The organism is Kitasatospora sp. NPDC096128 (genome assembly GCF_040303105.1).
GTDB lineage: Bacteria > Actinomycetota > Actinomycetes > Streptomycetales > Streptomycetaceae > Kitasatospora.
Window position 1 is genome coordinate 1 of sequence record NZ_JBEOSP010000043.1, and the last position, 23,778, is coordinate 23,778.

At 76.9% G+C, this 23,778-nt stretch carries 1 protein-coding gene; it reads left to right on the forward strand.

Annotation, left to right across the window (positions count from 1 at the left end):
* Window positions 1–23,774 (forward strand): type I polyketide synthase (locus ABTY61_RS33965; protein ID WP_350509007.1); only part of this gene is annotated, 23,774 nt, incomplete at its 5' end.
* Window positions 23,775–23,778 lie beyond the last annotated feature (4 nt).

Consider the following 23,778-nt stretch of genomic DNA (forward strand, 5'->3'; position numbering starts at 1 on the left):
GGCACCTGGTGGCCGTGCTCGGCGTCCGCCGCCTCGTGCTCGCGAGCCGCCGCGGCGCCACGGCCGAGGGCGCCGCCGACCTGGCCGCGCAGCTCACCGAGGGGGGCGCCGAGGTCGCCGTCGAGGCGTGCGACCTCACCGACCGCGCCGCCGTCGAGCGCCTGATCGCGGGCGTGCCCGCCGGACACCCGCTGACCGCCCTGGTGCACGCCGCCGGCGTGCTCGACGACGGCGTCGTCGAGCAGCTCACCCCCGAGCGGCTCGCCGCCGTCCTGCGGCCCAAGGCCGACGCCCTGTGGCACCTGCACGAGGCCACCCGCGCCCTCGACCTCGCCGCGTTCGTCGTCTTCTCCTCCTTCTCCGGCACCGTCGGCGCGGCCGGGCAGGCCAACTACGCCGCGGGCAACGCCTTCGCGGACGCGCTCGTGCACACCCGCCGTGCCGCCGGACTGCCCGGACTCTCGCTGGGCTGGGGGCCCTGGGCGCCCGTCGGCGGAATGACCGGCGGGCTCACCGACACCGACCTCGCCCGGCTCGCCCGGCTCGGCACCCCGGCGCTCTCCGAGGCCGACGGCACCGCGCTGTTCGACGCCGCCCTCGCCCGCCCCGAGGCCGTCCTGCTGCCCGTCCGCCTCGACCTCCCGGCGCTGCGCGCCCAGGGCGAGGTGCCGCCGCTCCTGCGCGGCCTGATCCGCACCCGCGCGCGGCGCGCCGCCGTGACCGGCACCGAGGCGGCCGGCGCCCTCACCCGCCGGCTCTCCGGGCTGGACGAGCGCGCCCGTACCGAGGCCGTGGTCGACCTGGTCCGCGCCCAGGTGGCGGGCGTGCTGCGGCACGCCGACGCGTCGGAGGTCGACCCGCACCGCCCGTTCCAGGACCTCGGCTTCGACTCGCTCACCGCCGTCGAGCTGCGCAACCGCCTGAGCGCCGCCACCGGGCTGCGCACCTCCGCGACCGTCGTCTTCGACTACCCGACCGTCACCGCCCTCGCCGGGCACGTCCTGGACGGCCTGACGGGTGCCCAGGCGCCCGCCGCCACGGCCCCCGTGCGGGCGGCGGCCGATGACGACCCGATCGTCATCGTCGGCATGAGCTGCCGCTACCCCGGCGGCGTCGCCTCGCCCGAGGACCTGTGGCGCCTGCTGCGCGAGGGCACCGACGCGATCTCCGGCCTGCCCACCGACCGCGGCTGGGACGTCGAGGCGCTCTACCACCCGGACCCGGACCACCTCGGCACCAGCTACACCCGCTTCGGCGGCTTCCTGCACGAGGCAGCCGACTTCGACCCGGGCTTCTTCGGCATGAGCCCGCGCGAGGCGCTGGCCACCGACGCCCAGCAGCGCCTGCTGCTGGAGGCCTGCTGGGAGGCGGTCGAGCGGGCCGGCATCGACCCGGCGTCGCTGCGCGGCAGCCGCACCGGCGTGTTCGCCGGCGTGATGTACAACGACTACTCCGCGCTGCTCGCGGGCGGCCGCTTCGAGGGCCACCAGGGCAGCGGCACGTCGCCCAGCATCGCCTCCGGCCGCGTCTCCTACACGCTCGGCCTGGAGGGCCCGGCCGTCACCGTCGACACCGCGTGCTCCTCGTCGCTCGTCGCCATGCACTGGGCCATGCAGGCCCTGCGCGCCGGCGAGTGCACGCTCGCCCTGGCCGGCGGTGTCACCGTGATGTCCACCCCGACCTCGCTGATCGAGTTCTCCCGGCAGCGCGGCCTCGCCCCGGACGGGCGCTGCAAGGCGTTCTCCGACCGGGCCGACGGGGTCGGCTGGTCCGAGGGCGTCGGCGTGATCGCCCTGGAGCGCCTCTCCGACGCGCGCCGCAACGGGCACCAGGTGCTCGCCGTCGTGCGCGGCTCCGCCGTCAACCAGGACGGGGCCTCCAACGGGCTCACCGCGCCCAACGGGCCCTCCCAGCAGCGCGTCATCCGGCAGGCCCTGGCGACCGCCGGACTCGCGACGGCCGACGTCGACGTCGTCGAGGCGCACGGCACCGGCACCTCCCTGGGCGACCCGATCGAGGCTCAGGCGCTCCTCGCCACCTACGGCCAGGACCGCGAACTCCCGCTGCTGCTGGGCTCGGTGAAGTCCAACCTCGGCCACACCCAGGCCGCCGCCGGCGTCGCGGGCGTGATCAAGATGGTGCTGGCGATGCGACACGGCGTCGTGCCCCGCACTCTGCACGCGGCCGAGCCGTCCTCCCACGTGGACTGGGACGAGGGCGCGGTGGAGCTGCTGACCGAGGAGACCGACTGGCCGGAGACCGGCCGCCCGCGCCGGGCCGGCGTGTCCTCCTTCGGCTTCAGCGGCACGAACGCCCACGTCATCCTCGAACAGGCCCCCGCCGTCGCCCCGCGGGACGCCGCCCCGGCCGTCGCGGAGCCCGTCCTGCTGTGGCCGCTGGCCGGCCGCAGCCCGGCCGCGCTGCGCGACCAGGCCGCCCGCCTGCGCGCCTTCGCCGCCGCGGAGGCGGACGCGCGCCCGGCCGACCTCGGCCTCTCGCTCGCCACCACCCGCTCCGGCTTCGACCACCGCGCCGTCGCCGTCGGCGCGGACCGCGACGAACTCCTCGCCGCCGTGGCCGCCCTCGCCGCCGGCGAGTCCGCCGCCGGGCTGGTCGCGGGCGAGACCGGGGCCGGCAAGCTCGCCGTGCTGTTCGCCGGCCAGGGCGCCCAGCGCCTCGGCACCGGAAGCGAACTCGCCGGGCGCTTCCCGGTGTTCGCCGAGGCCCTGGACGAGGTGCTGCGCGAGTTCGGCCCCCGGTTGGAGCGCCCGCTGCGCGACGTGCTGTGGGGCGGGGACGAGGAGCTGCTGAACCGCACCGGCTGGGCGCAGCCCGCGATCTTCGCCGTCGAGGTCGCCCTCTTCCGCCTGGTCGCCTCGCTCGGCGTGCGCGCCGACGTGCTGCTCGGCCACTCCGTCGGCGAGATCGCCGCCGCGCACTGCGCCGGGGTGCTCCCGCTCCCCGACGCGTGCGTGCTCGTCGCCGCGCGGGCCCGGCTGATGGACGCGCTGCCCGAGGGCGGCGCCATGGTCTCCGTCGAGGCCACCGAGGACGAGGTGCTGCCGCGCCTGGTGCCCGGCGTCTCCGTCGCGGCCGTCAACGGCCCCCGGGCCGTGGTGATCTCCGGCCTGGACGACGAAGTCCTGCGCATCGCCGGAGAGTTCGCGACCGAGGGCCGCCGGACGAAGCGGCTGCGCGTCTCGCACGCCTTCCACTCGCCGCTGATGGAGCCGATGCTGGAGAAGTTCCGGCGCACCGTCGCGGAGCTGGACTTCCGAGCGCCGGTCATCCCGCTGGTCTCCGACACCACCGGCGAGTTCGCCACCGAGGCGGAGCTGTGCTCGCCCGAGTACTGGGTCGAGCACGTCCGCCGGGCCGTCCGTTTCGCCGACGGCGTCCGCGCCGCCCGTGCGGCCGGCGCCGCGACCTTCCTCGAACTCGGCCCGGACGGCGTGCTGTCCGCTCTCACCGAGGAGATCCTGGCCGACGACACCGCCGCGACCGCCATCCCGCTGCTGCGCGCCGGCCGCCCCGAGGAGCGGACCGCCGCCCACGCCCTGGCCGCGCTCCACGTGCGCGGCCACGCCCTGGACTGGGCCGCGCTGTACGCGGGCACCGGCGCCCGCCGCACCGGCCTGCCCACCTACGCGTTCCAGCACGAGCGCTACTGGCCCGAGGCCGAGCCCGCCCTCGCCGCCCCGGCCGCCGCCCCCGCCGACTCCGCCCTGTGGGGCGCCGTCGAGCGCGGCAGCGCCGCCGAACTCGCCGACCTGCTCGGCCTGCGCGACGAACACCACGCAGGCCTCTACGCCCTCCTGCCCGCCCTCGCCGACTGGCGCCGCACTCGGCACGAGAAGGCCCAGCTCGACGCGGCCCGCTACCGCGTCCACTGGCGGCCCGTCCGCCCGGCGGCCGCGCCCGTCCTCGACGGCACCTGGCTGGTCGCCACCACCGACGCCGTCGACGACGCCGAGCTCCTCGACGCGCTGCGCGGCCACGGCGCCCGTCTGGAGCGCCTGGCGCTCGACGAGGCCTGCCGCGACCGCGCCGAACTCGGCCGCCGGATAGCGGAGTTCGGCGAGCTGAGCGGCATCCTGTCGCTCGTCCCGCTGGCCGATCGGCCCACCCCCGGGCCCGGCCTGCCGGAGGGTGTCGCGCGCGGCGTCGTCCTCGCCCAGGCCCTCGGAGACCTGCGCTCCGCCGCGCCGCTGTGGACCGTCACCCGCGGCGCCGTCTCCACCGGGCCCGCCGATCCGCTCACCAACCCCGTCCAGGCCGCCGCGTGGGGCCTCGGCCGGGTCGCCGCCCTGGAGCGCCCGCAGGCGCCGGGCGGGCTGGTCGACCTGCCGCCGGTGCTGGACGCGCCGACCGTACAGAGCCTCGTCGGCGTCCTCGCGGCGAGCACGGCGGGCAAGCGCGCGGGAGAGGACCAGATCGCGCTGCGCGGCAGCGCCGCCTACGGCCGCCGCCTGGTGCGGCACGCCGTCGACGAGCTGCCCCGCGCCGAGGAGTTCACCGCCGACGGCACCGTCCTCGTCACCGGCGGTACCGGCGCGCTCGGCGCCGAGGTCGCCCGCTGGCTGGCCCGCAGCGGCGCCCGGCACCTCGTGCTCACCGGCCGACGCGGCCCGGACGCCCCCGGCTCCGCCGAGCTCGTCGTCGAACTCGCCGAACTCGGTGCCACCGCGGACGTCGTCGCCTGCGACGTCGCCGACCGCGACGCGCTCGCCGCCGTGCTCGCCGCGGTTCCGGCCGAGCACCCGCTGACCGGCGTCGTGCACGCCGCCGGCGTCGGCCAGGCCGCCCCGCTCGCGGACACCCCGGTCGCCGAGGTCGCCGCGCTCACCGCCGCCAAGCTGCACGGCGCCGCGCACCTCGACGCCCTCCTCGCCGACCACGACCTGGACTTCTTCGTCCTGTTCTCCTCCGTCGCCGGCATCTGGGGCAGCGCCGGGCAGAGCGCCTACGCCGCCGCCAACGCCTACCTCGACGCCCTCGCCGAGAACCGCCGGGCCCGCGGGCTGACCGCCACGTCGATCGCCTGGGGCCCGTGGGCGGGCGCCGGCATGGCCGCCCACGAGGCCGTCTCCGACGGCCTGCGCCGCCAGGGCCTGCGCTTCCTCGCCCCGGAGACCGCGCTCACCGAGCTGCGCCGCGCGATCGTGCACGAGGACGTCGCCGTGACCGTAGCGGAGGTCGACTGGGAGCGCTACGCCCCCGTATTCACGGCCGCCCGGCCGAGCGTCCTGTTCGACGAGCTGCCCGAAGTCCGCGCCCTCGCCCGCGGCGCCGCGGCCGACGCCGGGGCCGCCTCCGACCTCGTCCGCCGCCTGCGTGGCCTGTCCGAGGCCGAGCGCGACCGCCTGCTCGTCGACCTGGTGCGCCGAGAAGCCGCCGCCGTCCTCGGTCACGGCTCCGTCGACGGCGTGCCCGAGAAGCGCGCCTTCCGCGACACCGGCTTCGACTCGCTGACCGCCGTCGAGCTGCGCAAGCGCCTCGCCACGCTCACCGGGCTGCCACTGCCCAGCACGATGGCCTTCGACCACCCGACGCCGGTGGCGCTCGCCGCGTTCCTCCGCGGCGAACTGCTCGACGGCCAACAGGACGTGACGGCACTGCCGGTCGCCGCCGCCGACCCGGACGAGCCGATCGCCATCGTCGGCATGGGCTGCCGCTTCCCCGGCGGCGTCGCAAGCCCGGAGCAGCTGTGGCGACTCGTCGCCGAGGGCACCGACGCCATCTCCGAGTTCCCGGAGAACCGCGGCTGGGACACCGGCATCTACGACCCGGACCCGGACACCCCCGGCCGCAGCTACTCCACCCGGGGCGGGTTCCTGCACGAGGCCGGCGAGTTCGACGCGGCGTTCTTCGGCATCTCCCCGCGCGAGGCCCTCGCCATGGACCCCCAGCAGCGCCTGCTGCTGGAGACCACCTGGGAGGCCCTCGAATCCGCGGGCATCGACCCGACCTCCGTGCACGGCAGCGCCACCGGCACCTTCATCGGGTCCACGTACCAGGAGTACGGGCTCGGCATGGACGACAGCTCCGCCGGGCACGCCGTCACCGGCACCAGCCCGAGCGTGCTCTCCGGGCGCCTGGCCTACCTGTTCGGCCTGGAGGGCCCGGCCGTCACCGTCGACACCGCGTGCTCCTCCTCGCTCGTCGCGCTGCACCTGGCCTGCCAGTCGCTGCGCGGCGGCGAGAGCTCCCTCGCGCTCGCCGGCGGCGCCACCGTCATGACCAACCCGAACGCCTTCATCGCCTTCAGCCGCCAGCGCGCCCTGGCCGCCGACGGCCGCTGCAAGGCCTTCTCCGAGGCCGCCGACGGCATGACCCTCGCCGAGGGCGTCGGCGTCGTCGTCCTGGAGCGGCTCTCCGACGCCGAGCGCAACGGCCACCAGGTCCTCGCCGTCATCCGCGGCTCCGCGATCAACCAGGACGGCGCCTCCAACGGGCTCACCGCGCCCAACGGGCCCGCCCAGCAGCGCGTCATCCGCCAGGCCCTGCACACCGCGGGCCTCACCCCCGACGACGTCGACGCCATCGAGGCGCACGGCACCGGCACCGCCCTCGGCGACCCGATCGAGGCCCAGGCGCTCCAGGCCGCGTACGGGCGCGACCGCGACCCGCAGCGCCCGCTGCTGCTCGGCTCGGTCAAGTCCAACATCGGCCACACCCAGTCGGCGGCCGGCGTCGCGGGCGTGATCAAAATGGTCCAGGCGCTGCGCCACGGCGTGCTGCCGGCCACCCTGCACGCCGCCGAGCCGTCCTCGCACATCGACTGGACGCCGGGCACCGTCACCCTGCTCAACGAGGCCAGGCCGTGGCCGACCGGCGAGCGGACCCGCCGCTGCGCGGTCTCCTCCTTCGGCATCAGCGGCACCAATGCGCACGTCGTGCTGGAGGAGGCGCCCGCCGCCCTTCCGGCCGAGCGTGCCGAGGTGTCCGACGGCGTCGTGCCCTGGGTGCTCTCCGCCCGCACCCCCGCCGCCCTGCGCGCCCAGGCCACGCGCCTGGTCGAGCACCTCGACGCCGAGCCGGACCTGCGCCCGCACGACGTCGCCCACACCCTGCTGACCACCCGCGCCGTCTTCGAGCACCGCGCCGTCGTGCTCGGCGCCGACACCGCCGAACTGCGCGAGGGCCTCGCCGCGCTCGCCGACGGCGCCTCCGCGCCGAACGCCGTCCGCGGCCTCGCCGAGGACGGCGGCCGCACCGTCTTCGTCTTCCCCGGCCAGGGCTCCCAGTGGGCCGGCATGGGCGCCCAGCTGCTCGACGAGTCGCCGGTGTTCGCCGCGCGCATCGCCGAGTGCGCGGTGGCCCTGTCCGCGCACGTCGACTGGTCGCTGCTCGACGTGCTGCGCCAGGTCGAGGGCGCGCCCGCCCTCGACCGCGTCGACGTCGTCCAGCCGGCGACCTTCGCCGTCCTGGTGGCCCTCGCCGAACTGTGGCGCGCCCACGGCATCCACCCGGACGCCGTGGTGGGCCACTCCCAGGGCGAGATCGCCGCCGCCGTCGTCGCCGGGGCGCTCTCCCTGGAGGACGGCGCCCGGGTGGCCGCGCTGCGCAGTCGGCTCATCGGCCGCGTCCTCGCGGGCTCCGGCGGGATGGTGTCCGTGCCGCTGCCGGCCGACGAGGCGGAGGAGCGGCTGCGCTCGCGCGGCGGTGGGCTCGCCGTCGCCGCCGTGAACGGGCCACGGACCGTCGTCGTCGCCGGTCCGGCCGACGAACTCGACGAGCTGATGGCCGAGTTCGAGGCCGAAGGCCTGCGGGCCCGGCGGATCAGCGTCGACTACGGCTCGCACTCCGCCCAGGTCGAACTCCTCAGGGACGACCTGCTGACCGACCTCGCCCCTGTGCGCCCGCGCGCCGCCGAGGTGCCGTTCTTCTCCACCGTCACCGGCGACTGGCTCGACACCACCGCTATGGACGCCGGCTACTGGTACCGCAACCTGCGCAACCCGGTCCGTTTCGATCCGGCCGTGCGGGAGCTGATGGCCCAGGGCCACGGCCTGTTCGTCGAGGTCAGCCCACACACCGTGCTCACCATGGCGATCGAGGCCACCGCCGAGGACCGCGGCGACCGCGCCACCGCCGTCGGCACCCTGCGCCGCGACAAGGGCGGCACCGACCGCTTCCTCGCCTCGCTCGCCGAGGCCTTCGTCCGCGGCGGACGCGCCGACTGGTCCGCCCGGACAGCCGGCGGGCGCCGCGTGCCGCTGCCCACCTACGCCTTCCAGCACGAGCACCTCTGGGCCGTCGCGCCGCGCCCCGGCGGGGAGCCGGAGGACGGCGAGTTCTGGAGCGCCGTCGAGGAGGCCGACGTCGAGGCGCTGGCCGCCCGGCTGCGCGTCGACAGCGGCGCGCTCGCGCCGGTGCTGCCCGCCCTGTCCGACTGGCACCGCCGCCGGCGCGAGCGCTCGACGCTCGACTCCTGGCGCTACCGGGCGACGTGGAAGCCGGTCTCCGTCGCCTCCGCCCGCCTGGACGGCACCTGGCTGCTCGTCACCGCCTCCGAGGACGAAGGAGACGATGTCCGCGAGGCGCTGACCGCGCACGGCGCGACGGTCGAACGCCTCGTCCTGGACGACACCTGCACGGACCGGCAGCGGCTCGCCACACGCCTTGAGCCGGCCGATCTCGCCGGCATCGTCTCCCTGCTCGCCACCGCCGAGCAGCCGAGCGAACGCCACCCCGCCCTGCCGCAGGGCGTCGCGCTCACCCTCGCCCTGATTCAGGCCCTCGGCGACGCCGGGCAGGAGGCGCCGCTGTGGTGCCTCACCCGCGGCGCCGTCGCCGCCGGGCGCACCGACCGGGTCGCCAACCCGGTGCAGGCACAGGTCCACGGCTTCGGCTGGACGGCCGCTCTGGAGCACCCGCAGCGCTTCGGCGGCGTCGTCGATCTGCCCGAGGAGCTCGACCGGCGCGGCGGCGAGCGGCTGGCCGCCGTGCTGGCCGCCCGCGCCGAGGACCAGGTGGCGATCCGCCCCTCCGGCGCCTACGCCCGCCGCATCGTCCGCGCCGGGACCGCCACCCGTCGGGAGGCCCGGCCGCTGCGCGGCACCGTCCTCATCACCGGCGGCACCGGCACTCTCGCCCCGCACCTGGCCCGTCGGCTCGCCGCGGAGGGCGCCGAGCGGATCGTGCTCACCAGCCGCCGCGGCGCCACCGCGCCGGGCGCCGCCGAACTGCTCGCCGAACTCAACGCCGCGGGCTGCGCGGCCGAGATGGCGGCCTGCGACCTCACCGACCGCGACGCCGTCGCGGCGATGCTCGCCGACCTCGCCGCCGCCGGCCACCAGGTGCGCACCGTCGTGCACACCGCCGCCGTCATCGAGCTGCTGTCGATCGAGGAGACCACCCACGAGGCCTTCGCCAAGGTCCTGCACGCCAAGACCGCCGGCGCCCGCCACCTCGACGAGCTCCTGCCCGACGACCAGCTCGACGCCTTCGTGCTGTACTCTTCCACCGCCGGCATGTGGGGCAGCGGCCGGCACGCCGCCTACGTCGCGGGCAACGCCTACCTCAACGCGCTCGCCGAGCACCGCCGCGCCCGCGGCGGCCGGGCGACCGCGATCTCCTGGGGCATCTGGGCCGACGACCTGAAGCTCGGCCGCGTCGACCCCGGCCAGATCCGGCGCAGCGGCCTGGTCTTCATGGACCCCGCGCTCGCCCTGGACGGGCTGCGCCAGGCCCTGGACGCCGACGAGCAGGTGCTCGCGATCGCCGACGTCGACTGGCAGCGCTACCACCCGGTCTTCACCTCCGGCCGCCCGACCGCGCTGTTCGAGGACGTCCCCGAGGTGCGCCGGCTCGCCGAGGCCGCCGAACGCCCGGCCGGAGAGGGCGAGTTCGCCGCCAAACTGCGCGCCGTGCCGGCCGCCGAACAGGAGCGCCGGTTGCTGGACCTGGTCCGCGCCGAGGCGGCCACCACGCTCGGCCACGCCTCGCCCGACGTGCTGTCCGAGCAACGGGCCTTCCGCGACGTCGGCTTCGACTCGCTGACCGCCGTCGACCTGCGCAACCGACTGGCGTCCGCGACCGGGCTCACCCTGCCCAGCACTCTGGTGTTCGACCACCCGAACCCGCTCGCCCTGGTGCGCTTCCTGCGCGAGAAGATCGCCGGCACCGCCGCCGACGGCCCCGCTCCTGCGGCGGTGGGCGACGCGTCGGACGAGCCGATCGCCATCATCGGCATGAGCTGCCGCTACCCCGGTGGGATCGCCTCGCCCGAGGACCTGTGGCGGCTCGTCACCTCGGGCGGCGACGCCATCACCGAGTTCCCGGCGGACCGCGGCTGGGACACCGAGGGGCTGTACGACCCGGACCCGGACGCGCCCGGCCGCACCTACTCGGTGCGCGGCGGCTTCCTGCGGGACGTCGCCGACTTCGACGCCGCGTTCTTCGGCATCTCCCCGCGCGAGGCCCTCGCCATGGACCCGCAGCAGCGCCTCCTCCTGGAGACGGCCTGGGAGGCCATGGAGCGCGCCGGCCTGGACCCGTCCGCCCTGCGCGGCAGTCTCACCGGCACCTTCATCGGCGCCAGCTACCAGGACTACAGCCCCGGCGACTCCGCCCAGGACGGCGCCGAGGGCCACCTCGTCACCGGCACCATCCCGAGTGTCCTGTCCGGCCGGCTCTCCTACACCTTCGGCTTCGAGGGCCCGGCCGTCACGCTCGACACCGCGTGCTCGTCCTCGCTCGTCGCCCTGCACCTGGCCTGCCAGTCGCTGCGCAACGGGGAGAGCTCCCTCGCCCTGGCCGGCGGCGTCAGCGTGATGGCCACGCCCAACGCGTTCGTCGGCTTCAGCCGCCAGCGCGCGATGGCCGTGGACGGCCGCTGCAAGGCCTACGCCGAGGCCGCCGACGGCATGAGCCTCGCCGAGGGCGTCGGCCTCGTCCTGGTCGAGCGCCTCCGCGACGCCGAGCGGCACGGCCATCCGGTGCTCGCCGTCCTGCGCGGCTCCGCCGTCAACCAGGACGGCGCCTCCAACGGCCTCACCGCGCCCAACGGGCCCGCCCAGCAGCGCGTGATCCGCGCCGCGCTCGCCAACGCCCGGCTCGCCCCGGGCGAGGTCGACGCCGTCGAGGGCCACGGCACCGGCACCAGGCTCGGCGACCCGATCGAGGCCCAGGCGCTCCTCGCCACCTACGGCCAGGACCGCGAACTGCCGCTGCTGCTCGGCTCGGTGAAGTCCAACATCGGCCACACCCAGATGGCCTCCGGCGTGGCCGGCGTCATCAAGACCGTGCTCGCGCTGCGCAGCGGCGTGCTCCCGGCCAGCCTGCACATCGACCGGCCCTCCACCCACGTCGACTGGGCGGAGGGCGCCGTCGAGCTCCTCGCCGAGGCGCGCGACTGGCCCGAGACCGGGCGGCCCCGCCGGGCCGCCGTCTCCTCCTTCGGGCTGAGCGGCACCAACGCGCACGTGATCCTCGAACAGGCACCGGCCGCCGCCGCGGCAACTGCGCCGACGGACGGCGACACCGTGCCCTTCACGCTGTCCGCCCGTACCGACGAGGCGCTGCGCGCCCAGGCCGGTCGGCTGCTGACCGCGCTCGACGAGCAGCCCGAACTGCCGCTCACCGACCTGGCGTTCTCCCTCGCCACCACCCGCGCCGCGCTCGACCGCCGTGCCGCCGTCACCACCGGCGACCGCGCCGAGCTGCGGCGCGCGCTCGCCGCCCTGCGCGACGGGCTGCCGGACGCCGCCCTCCTCACCGGCCGGGCGGCCGCCGGCGGCCTGGCCTTCCTGTTCACCGGCCAGGGCAGCCAGTACCCGGCCATGGGCAGGGAGCTGTACGACCGGTACCCGGTGTACGCGGAGGCGCTCGACGCCGTCCTCGCCCGCTTCGACCTCGACTACGAACGGCCCGTGCGGGACGTCCTGTTCGCGGCGGGTTCGGCGGAGGCGGCGCTGCTGGACGACACGGGGTATGCGCAGCCGGCGTTGTTCGCGCTGGAGGTGGCGCTGTTCCGGCTGGTGGAGTCGTGGGGTCTGCGGCCGGACTTCGTGGTCGGGCATTCGATCGGTGAGATCGCGGCGGCGCATGTGGCGGGGGTGTTCTCGCTGGAGGACGCCTGCACGCTGGTGGCTGCTCGGGCCCGGCTGATGTCCGAACTCCCCGGTGGGGGAGCGATGGTGTCGGTCGAGGCGACGGAGGAGGAGGTGCTGGCGCTGCTGACGGACGACGTCTCGATCGCCGCCGTCAACGGTCCGACGTCGGTGGTGCTCGCCGGCGACGAGAGCGAAGTCCTGCGCATCGCCGAGCAGTTCGCGGCCGACGGGCGGCGCACCAGGCGCCTGCGCGTCTCGCACGCCTTCCACTCCCCGCACATGGAGCCGATGCTCGACGCCTACACCCGCGTCGCCGCCACGCTCACCTACGACGCCCCGGCGATCCCGCTGATCTCCACCGTCACCGGCGCGCCCGCCACCGCCGACGAGCTCGCCGCGCCCGCGTACTGGGCCCGGCAGGTGCGCGGCACCGTCCGCTTCGCCGACGCCGTCCAGGCCCTCGCGAGCCACGGCGCCGCCGCCTTCCTCGAACTCGGCCCGGACGGCGTCCTCACCGCCGCCGCCCGCGACACCCTCGGCGACGGCGCCCGCCTCACCGGCGTGCCCGCGCTGCGCCGCGGCCGGCCCGGCGTCCCGGCGCTCACAGCGGCGCTCGCCCGGCTGGCCGTCGGCGGCCTGCGCCCGGACTGGGAGGCCGTCTTCGCCGGCACCGGCGCCCGCCGGGCCGACCTGCCCACGTACCCGTTCCAGCGGGAGCGCTACTGGCCGGAGGGCCGGTCCGTCCCGGCGGTGGGATCCGACCCCGTGGACGCCGAGTTCTGGGCCGCCGTCGACCGCGGCGACCTCGGGGCGCTCGGCACCGGCCTGGACCTCGACCGCGACACCGTGACTGCCCTCTCGACCTGGCGCCGCGCCCGGCGCGAGCACTCCACCGTGGACGCCTGGCGCTACCGCGCCTCCTGGACGCCGCTCGATGCCACGGGCGCCGCGGCCCGGCCGTCCGGCCGCTGGCTGGTGCTCGTGTCGGACGACGCGCGGTGGGCGGACGGGCTCGTCGACGGGGTGACCCTCCGGGTCTCCGGCGACCGGTCCGCGATGACCGCGCAGCTCCGTGAAGTGATCGCGGAGGAAGCCGGGTTCACCGGTGTCCTGTCCCTGCTCGCCCTCGGCGACGACCCGCTCGCGGCCACCGTCACCGCCGTCCAGGCTCTCGGCGACGCGGACCTCACCGCCCCGCTGTGGTGCCTCACCCGCGGCGCCGTCGCCACCGGCCGCTCCGACCGCCCCGCCGACCCCCGGCAGGCCGCCGTCTGGGGCCTCGGCCGCTGCGCCGCCCTCGAACTGCCCACCCGCTGGGGCGGGCTGATCGACCTGCCGGAACAGCTCGACGACACCGCGCTGCGCCGCCTGGCCGCCGTGCTCACCCGCACCGACGGCGAGGACCAGCTCGCCGTCCGCGCCTCCGGCACCTTCGCCCGGCGCCTCGTGCGCCGGCCGTTGGGCGGCCGCCCGGCCGCCCGGCCGTACGTGCCCGCCGGCACCGTCCTGATCACCGGTGGCACCGGCGGCCTCGGCGGGCAGCTCGCCCGCCGCCTCGCCGCCCAGGGCGCGCCGCACCTGCTGCTGGTCAGCCGCCGCGGCCCGGACGCCCCCGGCGCCGAGCAGCTGCGCGCCGACCTCGCCGCGCTCGGCACCGACGTCACCCTGGCCGCCTGCGACGCCGCCGACCGGGACGCCCTCGCGGCCGTCCTCGCCGCCGTCCCCGCCGACCGGCCGCTCACGGCCGTCTTCCACACCGCCGGCGTCGTCGCCGACGGCACCCTCGACACCCTGACGGCCGAACACTTCGCCGAGGTCCACCGCCCCAAGGCCGACGCCGCGCACCACCTCGACGAGCTGACCCGCGACACCGACCTCGCCGCCTTCGTCCTGTTCACCTCCACTGCCGGCACCATCGGAGCCGCCGGGCAGGCCAACTACGCCGCCGCCAACGCCCACCTCGACGCCCTCGCCGAGCAGCGCCGCGCCGACGGCCGCCCGGCCACCGCGATCGCCTGGGGCCCGTGGGCCGGCGACGGCATGGCCGGGGCCGGGGCCGGCGTCGAACAGCGGGTGCGCCGCGGCGGCTACGGCCCGATGGCGCCCGAGCGCGCCCTGACCGCCCTCGGACACGCCCTCGACCACGACGACACCGCGCTCACCGTCGCCGACATCGACTGGCAGCGCTTCGCCGCCGTCTTCACCGCGCAGCGGCCCGTCCCGCTGATCGCCACGCTGGCCGGAGCGGTCGGCCGGCCGTCGGCGACCGCCCCGGACTCCGGGCTGCGACAGCGCCTCGCCGAGCTGTCCGAGCAGGCCAGGGAGCGGTTCGTCCTCGACTTCGTGCGCACGCGCGTCGCGGCCGTCCTCGGCCACACGGGCGGCGAACGCGTCGGCGCCGACCAGCCCTTCACCGACCTCGGCATGGACTCCCTCACCACCGTCGAACTGCGCAACGCCCTCACCGCCGCCACCGGCCTGCCCCTGCCCGCCACCCTGGTCTACGACCACCCGACCCCGGCCGGCCTGGCCGCCCACCTCCTCGCCGAACTCCTCGGCACCCTGCCCGAACCCGACCGGGCCCCGGTCCTGCGGGACGTTTCGGACGACCCCGTCGTGATCGTCGGCATGGCCTGTCGCCTCCCCGGCGGCATCGAGTCCCCGGAGGACCTCTGGCGGCTGCTCGGCGACGGCGCCGACGCCATCCGCCCGTTCCCCGCCGACCGCGGCTGGGACCTCGACGCCCTCGCCCGCGGCGGCTCCGCCACCCTCCACGGCGGCTTCCTCGACGGCGTCGGCCGCTTCGACGCCCGCTTCTTCGGCATCTCGCCCCGCGAAGCCCTCGCCATGGACCCCCAGCAGCGCCTCCTCCTGGAGACCTCCTGGGAGGCCCTGGAGCGCTCCGGCATCGCCCCCGACCGCCTGCGCGGCAGCGACACCGGCGTCTTCGTCGGCACCAACGGCCAGGACTACCTCACCGTGCTGCGCCGCGGCACCGCCGACGTCCGCGGCCACGCCGCCACCGGCAACACCGCGAGCGTCCTGTCCGGCCGCCTCTCCTACACCCTCGGACTGGAGGGCCCGGCCGTCACCGTCGACACCGCGTGCTCCTCCGCCCTCGTCTCGCTCCACCTGGCCGCCCGCGCGCTGCGCGCCGGGGAGTGTTCACTGGCCCTGGCCGGCGGCGCCTCGGTGATGTCCAGCCCGGACGCCTTCGTCGAGTTCACCGCGCAGGGCGGCCTCGCCGCCGACGGCCGCTGCAAGCCCTTCGCCGACGCCGCCGACGGCACCGCGTGGTCCGAGGGTGCGGGCGTGCTCGTCCTGGAGCGGCTCTCCGACGCGCGGCGCAACGGGCACCCGGTGCTCGCGGTCGTGCGCGGCAGCGCCGTCAACCAGGACGGCGCCTCGAACGGGCTGACGGCCCCCAACGGCCGGGCCCAGCAGCGGGTGATCCGCGCGGCCCTCGCCGACGCGGGCCTGACCGCCGCCGAGGTCGACGCCGTCGAGGCGCACGGCACCGGCACCGCCCTCGGCGACCCGATCGAGGCGCACGCCCTGCTGGCCGCTTACGGGCGGGATCGTGAACTGCCGCTGCTGCTCGGCTCGGTGAAGTCCAACCTCGGTCACACCCAGGCCGCCGCCGGCGCCGCCGGTGTGATCAAGACGGTGCTCGCGATGCGGCACGGCCTGCTGCCGAAGTCGCTGCACGTCGACGCGCCCTCCCGGCACGTCGACTGGACGGCCGGGGCCGTGGAGCTCCTGACGGAGGCCCGGGACTGGCCGGAGACCGGCCGCCCGCGCCGGGCCGGTGTCTCCGCCTTCGGCGTCAGCGGCACCAATGCGCACGTCCTCCTGGAGCAGGCGCCGTCCGCTGTGGACCCGGCCGCTCCGGTGGTGGCCGCGGCCGCCGCGCCGTGGGTGGTCTCCGCCAGGTCGGAGGCCGCGCTGGGCGCTTCGCTCGCGCGCCTCGCCGAGGTGGACGGGCCGTCCGCGCTGGACGTCGCCCACTCGCTGGCCGTCGGCCGGGCCTCGCTCGGGCACCGGGCGGTGCTGCTGGACGGCGCCGAGGTCGCGCGCGGTGTCGCCGCAGAGCGCTCGACAGCGTTCCTGTTCTCCGGGCAGGGCTCGCAACGGCGCGGCATGGGGCGGGAGTTGTACGCCCGCTTCCCGGTGTTCGCCGAGGCCTTCGACGGCGTCTGCGCACGCCTGGACCAGCTCCTGGACCGGCCGCTGCGGGACGTGGTGTGGGGCGAGGACGCGGAGCTGCTGAACCGGACGGAGTTCGCCCAGGCCGGGCTGTTCGCGGTCGAGGTGGCGCTGTTCCGGCTCGTCGAATCGCTGGGCGTGCGGCCGGAGTTGGTGGCCGGGCACTCGATCGGCGAGGTGGCGGCCGCGCACGTGGCCGGAGTGTTCTCCCTGGAGGACGCGTGCACGCTGGTGGCGGCGCGCGGCCGGCTGATGCAGGCGCTCCCGGAGGGCGGCGCGATGCTCGCCGTCGAGGCTTCGGAGGACGAAGTCCTGCCGCTGCTGGACGAGTCGGTGTCGATCGCCGCGGTGAACGGGACGACGTCAGTGGTGGTTTCGGGGGCGCAGGAGGCCGTCGCGGCGATCGAGGCGCACTTCGCCGACCGGCGGACCACGCGCCTGCAGGTCTCGCACGCCTTCCACTCGCCGCTGATGGAGCCGATGCTCGACGAGTTCCGGGCCGTCCTCGACGGGCTCGCGTACGCGGCTCCGTCGATCCCGCTCGTCTCGAACCTGACGGGCGACGCGAGCGCGGATCTGTGCACCCCCCAGTACTGGGTGCGCCACGTCCGGGAGACCGTCCGCTTCGCCGACGGCGTCCGGGCGCTCGAAGAGGCGGGCGCCACCGCCTTCCTGGAGCTGGGCCCGGACGGCGTCCTCGCCGCCCTCGCCGAGCGGGGTCTCGGCGCGGAGAGCGTGACCGCCTCCACCCTCCGCCGCGACCGGCCGGAGGAACACACTCTGGTCACTGCCCTCGCCCGCCTGCACGTCGCGGGCGTGCCGGTCGACTGGGCGCGGCTGTTCGACGGCACCGGCGCCCGCCGGGTCGACCTGCCCACCTACCCGTTCCAGCGCGAGCTCTACTGGCCTGAGCGCGCACCCGAGGCCGTCGCCGCCACCGACCCGGCGGACGCCGCGTTCTGGTCCGCCGTCGAGCGCGCCGACACCGCCGCCCTCGGCACGACCCTCGGCCTCGACGACGACACGTCGCTCAGCGCGCTGCTCCCCGCCCTCTCGGCGTGGCGCCGCCGCCGGACCGAGCGGACGGACGCCGACCGGCTGCGCTACCGCGCGGTCTGGAAGCCGTACGCCGCCCCCGCCGGCCCGGACGCCCTGCCGGGCACCTGGCTGGCCCTCGTTCCGGCCGACCGGGACGACGACGTCTGGACGTCCGCGGTGCTCGCGGCCCTCGGCGCGGACGTCGTGCGGGTGGCGGTCGACGGGGACGGCGCCGTGGACCCGGCCCCGCTCGCCGGGCCGATCACCGGCATGGTGTCCCTGCTCGGCGCCTCCGACGGCGTGCCCATCGGGCCCGCCCGGCCGGACGCCCTGCTCGCCGCCCTCGGCGAGGCGGGCGTCGAGGCCCCGCTGTGGTGCCTCACCCGGGGCGCCGTCGCCCTCGGCGACACCGAGGCCCCGCAGGACGCCGCCCAGGCGGCCGTCTGGGGCATCGGCCGGGTGGCCGCCCTCGAACACCCGCGGCGCTGGGGCGGGTTGATCGACCTCCCCGAGGCCCCCGACGCCCGCACGGCGGCCCGCCTGCGCGCCCTGCTGACGGCCGGGGACGGCGAGGACCAGCTGGCGCTGCGCCCCGCCGGAGCCTTCGCCCGCCGCCTCGTGCGCGCCACGGCGGCCGACACGGCACGCCCGTGGACCCCGCGCGGAACGGTCCTGGTGGTCGGCGACGCGGAGGGCCACGCGGCCCCCACCGCCCGCTGGCTCGCCCACGCGGGCGCCCGGCAGGTGGGGCTGCTCACCGGCGCCGACAGCCGGGCAGTCGACCGGCTGCGCGCCGAGCTCGCCGAGCACGGTACCGAGCTGGCGCTCGTCACCGGCACACCCGGCGACCCGGAGGCCGTCGCCGCCGTCCTCGGGCTGCCGGACCTCTCGGCCGTCCTCTACACGGGCCGGACCGCAGCGTCCGCCGACCACCTCGCCGGGCTGCTCGCCGATCTCGACGCGCTCGACCGGGCGTTCGCGGACCGGGAGCTCGACGCCTATGTGCTGTTCGGGTCGATCGCCGGCACCTGGGGTGTGAAGGGCCGGGCCGACGAGGCCGCCGCCAGCGCGCTCCTCGACGCCGTCGCCCAGAGGCGCCGCGCCGCCGGTCGGGCCGGCACCGCTGTCGCATGGGGTGCCTGGGCGGGCAGCACGCCCGACTCCCTGGCTGCGCACCTGCGGGCCAACGGGCTGCCGCCCGTCGCGCCCGACCGCGCCCTGACGGCCCTCGCCGCCGCCCTCGACGGTCCCGCCGTCACCGTCGCCGACGTGGCGTGGGAGCGCTTTGTGCCCGCCTTCGCGCAGTCCCGGCCGACGCGGCTCTTCGCCGACCTGCCCGAGGTCCGCGTCGCCGCCGACCCGGAGGAGGCAACCGCATCCTCCGGCCGGGCCGACGCGCTGCGCGCCGGTCTGCGCCAGCGGTCGGCGGCCGAGCGCACCGAGGCGCTGCTGGCGATCGTCCGGGCCGAGTCGGCCGCCGTGCTCGGTCACGCCGACGCCGACGACGTGCCGGCCGGGCACCCGTTCAAGGACCTCGGCTTCGACTCGCTGACCGCCGTCGACCTGCGCAACCGGCTCAACACCGCGACCGGCCTGCGCCTGCCCGCCACCCTCGTGTTCGACTATCCGACCCCGGCTGCCCTCGCCGCGTACCTCCGCGCCGAACTCTTCGACGAGGCGCGGGAGGTGGAGCGCGCGGCCGTCGCCGCCGACACCGACGACCCGATCGTGATCGTCGGCATGGGCTGCCGCTACCCGGGCGGCGTCCGCACGCCCGAGGACCTGTGGCGGCTCCTGCGGGAGGGCGTCGACGCGATCGGCCCGTTCCCGGCGGACCGCGGCTGGGACCTCGACCGGCTCACCCACGGCGACCGCGACGGCCGCGGGCGAAGCGTCACGCAGCAGGGCGGGTTCCTGTACGACGCGGCCGAGTTCGACGCCGCCTTCTTCGGGGTCTCCCCGCGCGAGGCGATGGTCGTCGACCCGCAGCAGCGGCTCGTGCTGGAGACCGCGTGGGAGGCGCTGGAGCGTGCCGGGATCGACCCGGCGGGCCTGCGCGGCGGGGACACCGGCGTGTTCATCGGCGGCGGCAGCGGCGACTACCGGCCGGCCATCGGTCAGCTCGGGCACGTCGAGACCGCGCAGTCCGCGAGCCTGCTCTCCGGCCGGCTCTCCTACACCCTCGGCCTGGAGGGGCCCTCGGTCAGCGTGGACACCGCGTGCTCCTCCTCGCTGGTGGCTCTGCACCTGGCCGCCCAGGCCCTGCGCTCCGGCGAGTGCTCGCTGGCCCTGGCGGGCGGTGTGACGGTGATGTCGAGCCCGGTCGGGTTCGTCGAGTTCGGCGAGATGGGGGCGCTCTCCCCGGACGGGCGCTGCCGCACCTTCTCCGATGCCGCCGAGGGCACCGCGTGGTCCGAGGGCGTCGGCGTCCTGGTGGTCGAGCGGCTCTCGGACGCCGAGCGCCGGGGCCACCGCGTGCTGGCCGTCCTGCGCGGCTCCGCGATCAACCAGGACGGTGCGTCGAACGGCATCACCGCGCCCAACGGCCCGTCCCAGCAGCGCGTCATCCGGCGCGCCCTGGCCAACGCGGGCCTGGCGCCCGCGGAGGTCGACGCCGTCGAGGCACACGGCACCGGCACCAGGCTCGGCGACCCGATCGAGGCGCAGGCACTCCTCGCCACCTATGGCCAGGACCGCGAACGGCCCGTCCTGATCGGCGCGCTGAAGTCGAACCTCGGCCACACCCAGGCGGCCTCCGGCGTGGCCGGCGTGATCAAGATGGTGCTGGCCATGCACCACGGCCTGCTGCCGCGCACGCTGCACGTCGGCACGCCGTCCTCGCACGTCGACTGGACGGCCGGGGCCGCCGAGCTCCTCACCGAGGAGACCGCGTGGCCGGCCACCGGCCACCCGCGCCGGGCGGGCGTCTCGGCCTTCGGCGCGAGCGGCACCAACGCCCACGTGATCGTCGAGGCGCCGCCCGCCGCCGAGCCCGCCGAGGACCGCCCGGACGACCGGCCGCTGCCCGTCCCGCTCTCGGCCGCGACACCCGCCGCGCTGCGCGAGCAGGCCGCCCTGCTGCTCGGCCACCTGGCCGCGCACCCGGAGCCGACCGTCCGCGACCTCGGCCACTCGCTGGCCACCACCCGCACGCTGCTCGACCACCGGGCTGCCGTGCTCGCCGCCGACCGCGCCGAGCTGACCCAGGGCCTGCGCGCCCTCGTCGACGGCCAGGCCGCGCCGCAGCTCGTCCAGGGCTCGGCCCTGGGCGGGAAGACCGCCTTCCTCTTCCCCGGCCAGGGCTCGCAGCGCCCCGGCGCCGGGCGGGAGCTGTACGCCGCCCACCCGGTGTTCGCCGACGCGCTGGACGCCGTCCTCGCCGGCTTCGAGGGACGGCTGGCCGGGCCGCTGCGGCCGGTGCTGTTCGCGGCGCAGGGTTCGGCGGAGGCGGCGCTGCTGGACGACACGGGGTACGCGCAGCCGGCGTTGTTCGCGCTGGAGGTGGCGCTGTTCCGGCTGGTGGAGTCGTGGGGTCTGCGGCCCGATTTCGTGCTGGGGCATTCGATCGGTGAGATCGCGGCGGCGCATGTGGCGGGGGTGTTCTCGCTGGAGGACGCCTGCACGCTGGTGGCTGCTCGGGCCCGGCTGATGTCCGAACTCCCCGGTGGGGGAGCGATGGTGTCGGTCGAGGCGACGGAGGAGGAGGTGCTGGCGCTGCTGCCGGACGACGTCTCGATCGCCGCCGTCAACGGGCCGCGGGCCGTCGTCCTCTCCGGAGACGCGGACGCCGTCGAACGCATCACCGCCGGATTCGCCGCCGACGGACGCAGGACTAGGCGTTTGCGGGTGAGCCATGCGTTTCACTCCGTACACATGGACGCCATGCTCGACGACTTCGAACGGACCGCCCGGGGCATCGCCTACGCCGCCCCGCGCATCCCCCTCGTGTCCGACCTGACCGGCGACGTCGTCACCGGCGAGACCGGGGCGCGGTACTGGGTGCGGCACGTCCGCGAGGCCGTGCGCTTCGCCGACGGCGTCGCCGCCCTCACCGCCCGCGGCGTGCGCCGCCACCTCGAACTCGGCCCGGACGGCGTGCTGTCCGCCCTCGTCCAGGCCAACACTGCGGAAGACGCTGACCAGGCCCGCCCGGTGGTCACCGCCACCGCGCTGCGCCACGGCCGCGACGAGCGCACGACCCTGCTCGCCGCCGTCGCCCGGCTGCACACCGACGGGCTCGCACCGGACTGGTCCGCCGTCTTCGCCGGCACCGGCGCCCGCCGGGTCGACCTGCCCACCTACCCGTTCCAGCGGAAGCGCTACTGGCCCGAGCAGTCGTTCGCCTCGGCCGCGTCGCCGGCCACCTCCCCGGACGGGGAGTTCTGGACGGCGCTGCGCACCGCGTCCTTCGACGCGCTCGCCGGCACCCTGGACGTCGACGGCGACGCCCTCGCCCAGGTGCTCCCGGCGCTGCGCGACTGGCACGACCGGCGCGAGGAGCAGGCCGCCGTGGACGCCCGCCGCCGGCGGATCGTCTGGAAGCCGCTCGACCGGCCGCGCGCCGCGGCCCCGGCCGGCACCTGGCTCGCCGTCGTGCCCGCCGGCCACGGCGACACGGCCTGGACGGACGCCGTCCTCGCCGCGCTCGGCGCGGACGCCGTCCGGCTGACCGTCGAGGCCGACACCGGCCGCGTCGGTCTCGCCAAGCAGCTCGCCGAACTCCCCTGCGCGGTCGAGAAGATCACCGCAGTAGTGTCCCTCCTGGCGCTCGACGAGTCGGCGGACGGCAGCGCCCCCGCCGGGCTCGCCCGCACCGCCGCCCTGGTGCAGGCCCTCGGCGACGCCCGGATCGGCGCACCCCTGTGGTGCCTCACCCGGGACGCCGTCGCGGCCGCCCCCGACGACCGGGTCACCGGGCTGGCCCAGGCGGCCGTCTGGGGCCTCGGCCGGGTCGCCGCGCTCGAACTCCCGCAGCGCTGGGGCGGTCTGATCGACCTGCCCGCGAGCCTCGACCGGCGCACCGGCACGCTGCTGGCCGCCGTCCTCGCCGACCCGGACGGGGAGGACCAGCTGGCCGTCCGGCCCGCCGGTGTCCTCGGCCGGCGCCTGGCCGCCACGCCCGGCGGCTCTTCCGGTACGGGTGACCAGGCGGACTGGGACCCGACCGGCACCGTCCTGATCACCGGCGGCACCGGTGCGCTCGGCACCGAAGTCGCCCGCGGCCTCGCCGCCGCCGGGGCCCGGCACCTCGTGCTGCTCAGCCGCCGCGGCCCGGACGCCCCCGGGGCGGCCGAGCTCCGCGAGGAACTCGCCGCCACCGGCGCCGCCGTCACCGTCGCGGCCTGCGACGCGGCCGACCGGGAGGCGCTCGCCGCCGTCCTGGCCGCCGTGCCCGCCGAGCACCCGCTCACCGCCGTCGTCCACGCCGCCGGTGTGCTCGACGACGGTGTCATCGACGGCCTCACCCCCGACCGCTTCGAGGACGTCTACCGTGCCAAGGCCACCTCGGCGCTCCTGCTCGACGAGCTGACCAGGGACCACGACCTCGCCGTCTTCGCCCTGTTCTCCTCCGCCTCCGCGGCCGTCGGCAACCCCGGCCAGGGCAACTACGCGGCCGCCAACGCGGTCCTCGACGCCCTCGCCGAACGCCGTCGCGCCGACGGACTCGCCGCCACGTCCCTCTCGTGGGGCGCCTGGGCCGGCGGAGGCATGGCCGCCGACGCCCGGGCGGGCGAGGCCGCCCGCCGCACCGGCATCCGGCCGCTCGACCCGGCCGTCGCGGTCGCCGCGCTGCGCCGCGCCGTCCTCGACACCGCGCCGACCACGCTCGTCGCCGACGTCGACCCGGAGCGCTTCGTCCAGGCCTTCACCGTCGTGCGCCCGAGCCGGCTGCTCGCCGAACTCCCCGGCTACGCGAACCCGCAGGGCCACGGTGGTGACACGGCGGACGGCCGTGAGCTGCGCGCCGAACTGGCCGGGCTCAGCCCGGCCCGCCGCTCCGCCGCCCTCCTCGGGCTGGTGCGCGGCCGCGCGGCGGAGGTGCTCGGACTGCCCGGCATCGAGGCCGTCGGCCCCGAGAAGGCCTTCCGCGACCTCGGGTTCGACTCGCTCGGCGCGATCGAGCTGCGCAACCGGCTCGGCGCCGCCACCGGCCTCGACCTCTCCCCGACGCTGGTCTTCGACCACCCGAGCCCGATCGAGCTCGCCGAGCACCTGCTCGGCCTGCTGTCCGAGGGCGACGGCGCGGCCGGAACGGACGGCGCGGACCCCGAGCGCGCCCGCCTGCGGGCGCTCGTCGAGTCCGTCCCGCTGGACCGCCTGCGGCGCAGCGGCGTCCTGGACGCACTGCTGAGGCTCGCCGACGGCGCGCCCGCCCAGGAAGCCGAGGACACCGACGCGATCGACGCGATGGACCTGGACGACCTGGTGCAGGCCGCCCTGCGCAACGACCCCGACCACGCCCAGGACTGACGGA